This is a genomic window from Blastomonas sp. UPD001 (assembly GCF_003426715.1).
GTDB lineage: Bacteria > Pseudomonadota > Alphaproteobacteria > Sphingomonadales > Sphingomonadaceae > Blastomonas.
In genome coordinates, this window is record NZ_QKVT01000139.1 from 1 (window position 1) to 8,360 (window position 8,360).

Sequence of the window (8,360 nt, forward strand, 5' to 3'; positions counted from 1 at the left end):
ATGCTGCAGGCCAGCGGGTCGATCTCCCTGCCGCTGCCGACATTGCGGTGCGCGCCGCCATCCCGGTCGCCCGCATGGGCGCGCGCGACCTCATGCTCACCTTCGCGGTCGACAATCTTGCCGATGCGCAGATCTTCCCTCAGGCCGGATTGCCCTCGCCCGGCCGGTTGTGGCGCGTGGGACTTCGGCTGGACTAGGCGCGCAGACGCGGCGCGCACGTGCGCCAGGGCCTGTTTCACGCGCGGGCTCGATATCTGTCCCAGCCTGGCGGTGTGGGAGCGCGGGGGGTGTGCCGCGCTCCCGGTCGATCGGGCTGGTACGGGTCGCAAAGACCAGCGCTATCGACAACTCGAAAACCATGCAGGGGGTGCTGGCACGTTCAGTCCAGCGCGCTGCCATCCTCCCATTCGACCAGACGCAGGATGCGGTTCTCATAGGCGAAGGCGATGCAGGCGATGCGCTTTCCCTTGCCGCCCATGCACTGGTTGCGGCTGGCGATCCATTTGCGCTGTTCGCCGATAAGCTCGGGCCAGGCCGCGCGCGGGGTCTGCTTCTGCGCGTTGATGTAGCGCCGCGCCATCTCGCGATCGAGATTGGACAGCTCATGGTCCGAGCAGATCACCTGATCGATGCTGCCCTTGCGCGCCTTGGCGCAGTTGAAGCTGGGCTTGCCGTCCTGCGGATCGGCCTTGGCAAAGGCGGGCGCGGTGCAGCTCGCGCTCAGGACAAGGGCAGCAGCGACGGCAAGGGTCCATCGGGTGCGGATCATTGTTCAGTCTCCATGGGTTCGGTTGCGGCGGTTTCCTCCGCCGCTGATGGGGCGGGTTCGCCCTCGATGCGAAAATCGACGAATCCGTTCAGCGACTTGAACGACCTGGAAACCAGCAGGTACGACAGGCTGTAGCTTCCGGGCTGCTGCAGTGGTTGCGGCAGGCGAAAGCGGAACCGGGTCTTGCGATCACCGCGCATGGCTTGCTCTTCCGGCTCGGCAGTCATCTCGCTGTCCTCGGGCAGGCGCACGCTCACGCTGAGCACCTCTGCCGGCTCTGCAAAGCGGAGCTCGATCGTATCCGTTCCCGCCGCGACGACGCTGTCCCTGGCGGGGGTGGACGCGACGAGCATCGCGCGCGGCTCCAGCTTTTCGGCAGCCGCCGGGGTCGCAAGCGCACCTGCAAGCGCCGTTGCGATCTGGATTTTGCGCATCGCCATCACTCGAGAATGACGAACGAGGAATAGCCGGACAGCGTGTCCATCGTTCCGTCCGAGCGGTTCACCTCTGCCACATAGTTGATGAAATACTGGCCGGGAGCAGCGACCGGCACCGGCAGGTCATAGCTGAACACCATGCTGGTCTGGCCCTCTCCGTTGTTTTCCATCACGTCGAAGACGACGAATTTCGGCCCATCCTGCATCTCGATATCGACATGGCTGATGGTCACTTCGGTGTTGAAGGTGAGCTGGATCTGCGACACTGGTTCGCTTTCCATCCCGTCCTTGACCGGGAACGAGAAGACCAGTTCGGGGGCCGGCTGGGCATAGGCTGCCGATGCGAAGCCGGCCACCGGTACTGCGACCAGCAGTGCGGCTGCGAGTGCAAATATACCCTTCATCATATTTCCCTCGATTGCGGGGTGCGGGGGCAAGGCGGCTAGCGGGTGCCCTGCCCCCTTTCCGGGAGCGGCTGATCGTTCAGCAGCCGCTCTTTTTCTTCTTCTTGCCAAGGCCGCCGAGCATGCTGCCGAGCACCGCGCCGCCCTCGCCCGCGACCGCGCCGCCGATCGCCGCGCCCGTGGCGGAACCGCAGGGCCCGGACGCTCCGCTACCAGAGGAAGCCGTCTGCGCGCCGGATGACGAACTGCCGGATGAGCTGGCTGCCGCGGCAGGCTTGGTGTTCAGCTTGCCCAGGCTGGCATAATGCGCCTGCATCTCAGGCGAAGCCTTCAGGTCCTTACCATAGCCGGGGACGGTTTCGTAGCCGCGCCCCTCCATCGCTGCGAGGTCGAGCAGCTTGGCATAGTCACCGAAACCAGCGGATTCGATCTCCGACCACGGCAGATGCTCGAAATCCGATGTGCACCACAGGCCGAATTCATTGATCTCGCCGGGGCCGCACGGCTTGCCTTTCGACAGCCGCACCGCAGGGGGATGATCGATCGAGGTGTAGCAATTGGTGAAATCCAGGCTGCTGCGATAGGTCGCCGGGCAGCGCATCGACTTGACCGGCTTGTCGACCCGCTGCCGGGCCAGCGCCTGTTCGGGCGTCCAGGTGTAAATCTTCCTGGATACGCAGAACCGGCTGCGGTTGATCTCCGGATAATAGCCCGGCGCACAGGGCTGATCGGGGCTCGTCCGGGCATAGATGGCATTGTCGGTCTTCCCGCTGGTGGGATAGCAGAAGTCCGCCATCGGCCTGGCCGAGTTGCCGCGACCGCCCTCGCTCCAATCGTTCGGACAGTTGCTACCGGGTGGCTTGGCGACGGGTCCCGTGGTGACGCCTTGCGCCAATGCAGGTGCTGACATGGCGGAAAGGCCGAGAGCGCCTGCTGCGACGATGGAAATTAACTTTCTCATTACAAATCCTGTCGAAATGTGGCGGATGCTCGCCCTTGGACCAGCATCCGCCAGGTCATCCCCCGCAAACGGGTCGCTTTGGGATGCGGGGGTTAGACGTTCAGCAGCCGGACTTTCTCTTCTTCTTGCCGAGTCCGCCGAGCATGCTGCCGAGCACGGCACCGCCCTCGCCTGCCACCGCGCCGCCGATCGCAGCACCGGTCGCCGAGCCACACGGACCGCTGCCCGCAGCACTGGCACTCTGGCTGCTCGATCCACCGCTACTGTCGGATGAAAGCGCGGCATTGCTGACGCCCGGTCCACTACCTTCACCCTTCGCGGCGAAATAGGCTTGGGCGGCGGGCGAGAGGCAGCATTTCATCGACTGCCAGTCGCCGCCATTGAGCTGCAGGTGCAGATAGACCTTGTTGAAGTCCGCCGAGCCATGCCCATTGGCATGGGCAAGCGTGACGCCGGACATGTCACCGGTGCACCAGATGCCCCATTCCTCGGATTCGCCCGGACCGCAGGGCTTGCCCTTGCTGAGCCGGGCAGGCGGCGGATTGTCGAGCGTGGTGTAGCAGCTGGTCAGCTCGGTGGTGGATGCCCAGCCGGTCGGGCAGCGTACGCCCTTTTCCGGCTTGGGCAGCTTGCCATCCTTGGCGAGGTTGTTTTCGGCCGACCAGGTGTAGATCTTGCGCGAGGTGCAGAACAGGCTGCGGTTTATCTCCGGATTATAGCCCGGCGCGCAACTCTCGTTGAGGCTCGACCGGGCATAGATGGCATTGTCGGTGCCCGACTTGTTCTGCGGATAGCAGTAACCCCGCATCGGCGCGTGCGACAGGCTCCCGCCACCCTCTGTCCAGCCGCTAGGGCATAGGCTTCCGTTCGGCTTTTGAACCGGTCCGGTGGTGGTGCCCTGTGCCGATGCCGGGCCTGCCATCGCCACGCTGCCGAGCGCCACCAGGGCGGCCGCCGCAGCGGATAGGAATGATTTCAGCATGATGATTGGCTCGTCTGGGCGTTACGGACGACGGGTGGAGCACCACAGGCGATAGACCTCGTAATAGCCTTCCGCGCAGGTCTCCTTGTCCTTCTTGGCGTAGATCAGCGGCGCCTTGCTCTCGTGCGGTTCGCACATCGAGGTGTTGCCATCGACCGAACGCCAGCCCGACGGGCAGGCCACGCCGCCGCTCGGCTTCTTGACCGCTGCCTGGTTCTGGCCCTGCGCCTGCGCGGGCATGTTCATGGCAGCGATCGCCATGCCGCCGATAAGCGCCAGATTGGCGAGCGAAAGGCCCGCGCCGACGAGCAGCTTCCTGCGATTATGGGCTTTCTTCACTGTCTTCTCCTGTTGCCATGTGCTTGACTGGAAACAGGATTAGGCGGTCAGACTTCGGCGCGGCATCCCATGAGCGATGGCTCCCATAACATGGGATGCTTGCGCCCTATTGCCCGCCTTCGAGAGGTGCAAAGGTAACAAACAGCAGATCGATATCGCTTGTCGGTTCGTAATCGGTCTTGATCACCTCGAACCGGGTCGGGCTGACCTTCCTTATGCCGTCCATGCACAGGCTCACCAGTCGCTCGGGCTCGCCCTTGTCGACGGTCAGGCGGAAGCGCTTGATCGGCCCCTTCCAGTTCGCGCCCGGCCTGAGCGCATAGCCCACCCATTGTTCGAGCGGGAAGACCAGCGCGTTTTCCGCGCCCGTGGGCAGGTAGCGCTTGCGGTCGTAACCCCGCAGAAACGCGTCATCGACGCAGTATTTGGTGATATATTCGCTTTCGGGATCGAGCCGCCCGCCATTGGCCTCGCGCGCATCGCGGCCAAGTCCGCTGCCGACGGTGCCGCCCTGCATCGGCACATAGCTATGTTCCACGGTGATCGGCACACCGGGGGGGAACGTCTGGGTCCGCACGAAGCTGGTCGAGACGGTCCAGGCCGGGCGGACCTCGCCCTCGGGGGCATATTCGGTGGTGATCAGGCCCTCGCCCAGCAATTCGGACTTGTCATCGGCGGACAGCGCATTGAGCCGTGCGGCAAAGCCGGGATCGGCCCAATGAACGACAGGCCAGCCCAGCTCCTTCAGCCGCTTGTCGATATCCTTGCCGTTAAGCTTGGCAATGTCGATACGCATCAGGCCGACAGGCTTGCCATCGACCAAGGTCTTCATGTCGATCGTGTCCCAGTCGGGATAGCTCGATTCGACCCATTCCGGGTCAGTGCCCTCGATCGGGACATCGGGCAGCGGAAAGGCGACGAGGAGCGTCACTGGCCTGGTGCCATGGTTGGTATAGGTGTAACGCACGCGCACCTTGTCGAGCGACAGATACAGGTCCTCGCTGTCCATGCTGATCTGGTCGTTCTGCTCGAAGATCAGCCCGCCCAGCGTCGTGCTGGCCTGAGTATCATTCGCCCAAGCCGCCGGTGCGGCAAGCGCCGCCCATGCCATGGATCCGATCAACGCACGCCGCATCCCAGCCCCCCTTGTCCGAAAACCCGTCATTCGCCCATCCAGGCCGATCGGTCGATCCATTCGCCCAACCGCTCGATCCGGGATTCATAGGCAAATGCAATGCATGGCTGGCGATCGGCCTTGCGCTTCATGCACAGGTCGCGGTTCGCGATGAATTCGCGCTGCTCGCGCAGCAATTTGCCCTTTTCGACCGGCGGAGTCTGCATCCGGGCGCGCTCGTAATCCAGCCCCATGTTGCGGTCGAGTATGGAAAGCTCGCGGTCCTGGCAAATCACGAGATCGATCGTGCCGGGCCTGGCCCTGGTGCAATCGAAGCTGGGCGCGACCTTTCTCGGCGGAATCGCCTTGACCTGCGCCTGCGCACCGCCCGCCATGAGCAGGGCTGCGACGCCAGCCAGTGCGAGCCGGGCATATCGTGTTACGTGCATCATCTTCACCCTCGTAGAACCGTGCATGTGCTTTGGCGCGGCCATCCTAGAGGCGCGTCGCTGCGGAGGGCAGCGGAAGATTCATGGTGCCATACTTGAGAAAATGAGCAGTTTTTCCGCTCTTTTCAGCCGCCTGACTTTGAGGCATGTCTCGGCAAAATGGGGGGAAAACCAAGGTGCGGAAAGTGAACTGGCGCCAGCTGGGCAAGCTGGTGGTGATGATCGGGCTTGTTCAGGCCCTCTACTGGTTCGTGGTCGACAAGCCTCTCTTCCGCGCCGATCCGGGCGAAGCTCCTCCGATGGCGGAGATAAGCGAGATCGAGGTAGCACGGCTGCGTTCGCCCAGCCTCGCGGAAGCGCACCGGGCCACTTATAAGCCGGTCGATATGCCCTGGTTTTACTGTTGCGACAGCGCCGTGTTCGCCGTGCGCGGCAACTTCCATGTCGACAGCATTCCACCGAACGGGCTGGGCGTCATATCCGATCTGCAGGTCGACAACTACGTGCTCGCCGTCAACGGTACGGTGCTGGTGGCACGGGGACGGATGACGGCGAGAAATCCCAGTTTCCACGGGCAGATCAAGCATCTCACGCGCATTCCGGCAGGGCTGCTGAAGCCCGGTACCAACAGCTTCATGTATCTGACCGTGCGCGACGGATTTCCCTATACCGATATCTACCCTCCGCGGATCGCCGATTATGATGCGCTCAATCGGCACAGCGCGCAGCGATTGTTCGTGGTGGGGGATTTCTACCGCATCAGCGGCATATTGCTCGGGCTGCTTGGGCTTCTGTCGACCATCATGATCTTCCGCTCGGACGACTGGCGTTTCGCGGAATGGCTCAGCGCGCTGTGCGCAGCCTTCGTGGCCTATATGGCCTACACGACATGGCTCAATCCGCCCTTGGATGGCTGGGGTCGCATGCTGGCCTTTTACGCCATCTATCTGTTCATCCCCACCGCATTGCTGTGCTTCATCGACAGCTGGACCCGACACCCGCTGAGGCTCCTGCAGCAGGGAATTCTGGCGACCTATCTCGTCGTCATCGCGATCATAGCATGGCACATCTATCGCGTTCCGATGCCGGAGGGCTTTGATCGGCCTGCAATGCTCTGGGTCTGGTGCCTGATGGGATCGGCAGTGCTGGTCATCGGCCGGCTGCTCTGGCATTTTGCAACATTCGAGGAAGACCGGCTGATCGAAAGCGCCCTGTTGACGGTCATGGCCGTCGCCCTGGTGATCGACGCGCTGTCGAACTGGTTTCCCGAATGGGGCGTGCGCGAAGGCAATCTGCTCAACGCATCTGCCTTTCTGCTGCTGGCCATGACAGCCGCCTTTCTCGCACGCAATTTCCGGCTGTTCCAGTCGCAAGGCGCGATCAACGCGTTGCTGCAGGCCAAGGTTGCGCAGCGCGAGGCCGAACTGGTTGAGGCGGCGCAGCGCGAGCAGTCGCTGATCCGCCAACAGGCGTTCGACGAAGAGCGTCGCCGCATCATGCGCGATCTGCACGATGGGCTGGGGAGCCAGCTGATGTCGATCATGCTCTCCGCGCGCGTCGGCATTGCCGAGCCCGCCGCAGTGGCCGAGGGCCTGCAATCGGTCATCGACGAGATGCGGCTGATGGTCGATTCGATGGATTCGGTCGGGGAATCGCTGAATTCGGCACTGGCAACGTTCAAGGCACGCGTTCAACCCAGGATCGAGGCGACGGGCATCGCGTTCGACTGGCAGGAAGACCCTTCGATCGCCGGCATTGACGGTTTCGGCCCGCGCGACGTGCTGCAGATCTTCCGCGTGCTGCAGGAGGCGGTGACCAATGCGCTCAAGCACGCACAATGCAGCCGCATTGCGGTCCAGGCCGTGCGCGAGGGCGAGGCGCTGGTCTTTCGCGTCGAAGATGACGGCAAGGGTATCGCTACCACGGGCCAGGCAGGGCGCGGCCTCGTCAACATGCGGCTGCGTGCAGAGTCGGTGCAGGGCGAGATCGCAATGGGTCCGGGCGGGGACGGCAAGGGCACGCGCATCACGCTGACTTTGCCGCTGCGCATGGCCCAGCCTGCGGAATGACATCCCATAGCATGGTATCTTCGCAACCCGCACGATTCCGGCGATAAACACCATATGACCGACCCGCAAAGCCTCGTGAAACGCATCGCCATCGTCGAGGACGACCCGATGGTGCGCCAGTATTTCCAGGGCATCATTGCAAGCGAGCCCGGCTATCGGATCATCGGCATGGCTGGCGATCTCGCCGGCGCCGATGCGCTGCTCGACCAGTCGCCCGACCTGTTCCTGCTCGATATCGGTTTGCCCGACGGACTGGGATACGATCTCGTCCCCAGCATCAAGGCGCGCACCCGCGCGAAGGCGTTGATCATCAGCACCTTCGGTGATCGCGATACGGTAGTGAAGGCTATCATGGCGGGCGCGGATGGCTATCTGCTCAAGGACAGCAGCCCCCAGGTCATCCTCGACGGCATGGCCGCCACGCTCGACGGAGGAGCGCCGGTCAGCCCAGCCGCTGCGATCTACCTCCTCGGTTTCCTCCGCACGGAAGGCGAACCCGCGGTGCAGGTTCATCCCGAGAGCCGACTGTCACTGCGCGAGACCGAGTTGCTCCAGGCCTTTGCCCGCGGCGAAAGCTACAAGCAGGCCGCGCGGTCGCTGGGCATTTCGCCGCACACGGTCGGCACGCACGTCAAGTCGATTTATCGAAAGCTCGAGGTTAACTCGCGCAGCGAGGCCATTCGCGAGGCCTTCCGGTGGCGCCAGGGCTGATCCGACCGCGGCGCCGGCATACCCAAACGCAAAAGGCCCGCCGGGGTGGCGGGCCTTTGTGCGAACTATTGTCTTGGTTGCGGGAGCAGGATTTGAACCTGCGACCTTCAGGTTATGAGCCTGAC

11 protein-coding genes are annotated in these 8,360 nt (G+C 63.4%); 3 read left to right on the top strand and 8 right to left on the bottom strand.

What is annotated here, in order from left to right; genetic code table 11:
- Positions 1-197, top strand: a 197-nt coding sequence (locus tag DM995_RS19630) for a hypothetical protein (protein ID WP_157973377.1), incomplete at its 5' end; no start/stop codon positions are given.
- Positions 198-379: 182 nt separating this feature from the next.
- Here the strand turns inward: DM995_RS19630 and DM995_RS19635 are convergent.
- The 8 genes from DM995_RS19635 to DM995_RS19670 all read right to left on the bottom strand — a co-directional run bounded on the left by DM995_RS19635 (position 380) and on the right by DM995_RS19670 (position 5,482).
- On the bottom strand, positions 380-769 hold the full coding sequence (locus DM995_RS19635) for a lysozyme inhibitor LprI family protein (RefSeq protein ID WP_116970756.1): 390 nt from the start codon (positions 767-769) through the stop codon (positions 380-382).
- A complete protein-coding gene (locus tag DM995_RS19640; RefSeq protein WP_116970757.1) occupies positions 766-1,209 on the bottom strand; it encodes a copper resistance CopC family protein in 444 nt (147 codons plus the stop codon). Before DM995_RS19640 ends, DM995_RS19635 begins: the two co-directional genes overlap by 4 nt.
- Positions 1,209-1,613, bottom strand: a complete 405-nt coding sequence (locus DM995_RS19645) for a copper resistance protein CopC (protein ID WP_116970758.1) — start codon at positions 1,611-1,613, stop codon at positions 1,209-1,211. The genes DM995_RS19640 and DM995_RS19645 overlap by 1 nt, the downstream gene beginning before the upstream one ends.
- Before the next feature lie 76 nt (positions 1,614-1,689).
- A complete protein-coding gene (locus DM995_RS19650; RefSeq protein WP_157973381.1) occupies positions 1,690-2,571 on the bottom strand; it encodes a hypothetical protein in 882 nt (293 codons plus the stop codon).
- Positions 2,572-2,671: 100 nt separating this feature from the next.
- Positions 2,672-3,553 (bottom strand): hypothetical protein, encoded by an 882-nt coding sequence (locus tag DM995_RS19655; protein ID WP_157973383.1) that lies wholly within the window; start codon positions 3,551-3,553, stop codon positions 2,672-2,674.
- A 21-nt stretch (positions 3,554-3,574) separates the two neighbouring features.
- Entirely contained in the window at positions 3,575-3,892 is a 318-nt protein-coding gene (locus DM995_RS19660; protein ID WP_023838647.1) for a hypothetical protein, read from the bottom strand.
- 106 nt (positions 3,893-3,998) lie between these two features.
- Positions 3,999-5,027 (bottom strand): DUF4424 family protein, encoded by a 1,029-nt coding sequence (locus DM995_RS19665; protein ID WP_157973385.1) that lies wholly within the window; start codon positions 5,025-5,027, stop codon positions 3,999-4,001.
- Positions 5,028-5,053: 26 nt separating this feature from the next.
- The gene (locus DM995_RS19670; RefSeq protein WP_232824578.1) at positions 5,054-5,482 is read right to left on the bottom strand and encodes a lysozyme inhibitor LprI family protein; all 429 of its coding nucleotides are present in this window, start codon (positions 5,480-5,482) and stop codon (positions 5,054-5,056) included.
- Positions 5,483-5,640: 158 nt separating this feature from the next.
- Between DM995_RS19670 and DM995_RS19675 the strand changes: the two genes are divergently transcribed.
- Together DM995_RS19675 and DM995_RS19680 are read left to right on the top strand one after the other, a co-directional pair.
- The gene (locus tag DM995_RS19675; RefSeq protein WP_198669522.1) at positions 5,641-7,524 is read left to right on the top strand and encodes a sensor histidine kinase; all 1,884 of its coding nucleotides are present in this window, start codon (positions 5,641-5,643) and stop codon (positions 7,522-7,524) included.
- A 54-nt stretch (positions 7,525-7,578) separates the two neighbouring features.
- A complete protein-coding gene (locus DM995_RS19680; RefSeq protein ID WP_116970764.1) occupies positions 7,579-8,235 on the top strand; it encodes a response regulator in 657 nt (218 codons plus the stop codon).
- Positions 8,236-8,360: the final 125 nt, after the last annotated feature.

What these genes read in the sequence shown, in the direction of transcription:
- DM995_RS19635 (WP_116970756.1), bottom strand. Translation starts at nt 769, where the DNA reads ATGATCCGCACCCGATGGACCCTTGCCGTCGCTGCTGCCCTTGTCCTG.
- DM995_RS19640 (WP_116970757.1), bottom strand. Translation starts at nt 1,209, where the DNA reads ATGGCGATGCGCAAAATCCAGATCGCAACGGCGCTTGCAGGTGCGCTT.
- DM995_RS19645 (WP_116970758.1), bottom strand. Translation starts at nt 1,613, where the DNA reads ATGATGAAGGGTATATTTGCACTCGCAGCCGCACTGCTGGTCGCAGTA.
- DM995_RS19650 (WP_157973381.1), bottom strand. Translation starts at nt 2,571, where the DNA reads ATGAGAAAGTTAATTTCCATCGTCGCAGCAGGCGCTCTCGGCCTTTCC.
- DM995_RS19655 (WP_157973383.1), bottom strand. Translation starts at nt 3,553, where the DNA reads ATGCTGAAATCATTCCTATCCGCTGCGGCGGCCGCCCTGGTGGCGCTC.
- DM995_RS19665 (WP_157973385.1), bottom strand. Translation starts at nt 5,027, where the DNA reads ATGCGGCGTGCGTTGATCGGATCCATGGCATGGGCGGCGCTTGCCGCA.
- DM995_RS19670 (WP_232824578.1), bottom strand. Translation starts at nt 5,482, where the DNA reads ATGCACGGTTCTACGAGGGTGAAGATGATGCACGTAACACGATATGCC.
- DM995_RS19680 (WP_116970764.1), top strand. Translation starts at nt 7,579, where the DNA reads ATGACCGACCCGCAAAGCCTCGTGAAACGCATCGCCATCGTCGAGGAC.